Genomic DNA, 836 nt, shown 5'->3' with positions numbered 1-836 from the left:
TGGGAGGATTGCCTGATGAAAACGCGCGCCGCTGTCGCCGTCGCCGCCGGAAAGCCGCTGCAGATCATGGAGGTCGACCTCGAAGGTCCGCGTGATGGCGAGGTGCTGGTCGAGATCAAGGCAACCGGCATCTGCCACACCGACGAGTTCACGCTGTCGGGCGCCGACCCGGAAGGCCTGTTTCCGGCGATCCTCGGCCATGAGGGCGCCGGCATCGTCGTCGACGTCGGCAAGGGCGTCTCCTCGGTCAGGAAGGGCGACCATGTCATCCCGCTCTACACGCCGGAATGCCGGCAGTGCCCGTCCTGCCTGTCGCGCAAGACCAATCTGTGCACCGCCATCCGCGCCACGCAGGGACAGGGCTTGATGCCCGACGGCACCTCGCGCTTCTCGATCGGCAAGGACAAGCTGTTCCACTATATGGGCTGCTCGACCTTTTCCAACTTCACCGTGCTGCCCGAGATCGCGGTGGCCAAGGTCAATGCCGACGCCCCGTTCGACAAGATCTGCTACATCGGCTGCGGCGTCACCACCGGCATCGGTGCGGTGATCAACACGGCCAAGGTCGAGCAAGGCGCGACCGCGGTCGTCTTCGGCCTCGGCGGCATCGGCCTCAACGTCATCCAGGGCCTGCGCCTTGCCGGCGCCGACATGATCATCGGCGTCGACCTGAACAACGACAGACGAGCCTGGGGCGAGAAATTCGGCATGACGCATTTCGTCAATCCGAAGGAGATCGACGGCGATGTCGTGGCCCATCTCGTCAACATGACCAAGCGCGGCGCCGACCAGATCGGCGGCGCCGACTACACGTTCGACTGCACCGGCAACACCAA

General features: G+C 64.8%; 1 protein-coding gene. It reads left to right on the top strand.

Translation table 11 applies throughout. The features are described 5' to 3' along the window. Positions 1-15: 15 nt before the first annotated feature. On the top strand, positions 16-836 hold an 821-nt coding region (locus NKI18_RS33335; RefSeq protein ID WP_353022092.1), incomplete at its 3' end, for an alcohol dehydrogenase catalytic domain-containing protein.

Origin of the sequence: Mesorhizobium sp. M0800, assembly GCF_040320095.1 — a bacterium.
Lineage (GTDB): Bacteria > Pseudomonadota > Alphaproteobacteria > Rhizobiales > Rhizobiaceae > Mesorhizobium.
This window is presented reverse-complemented; position numbering and strand designations above follow the sequence as displayed.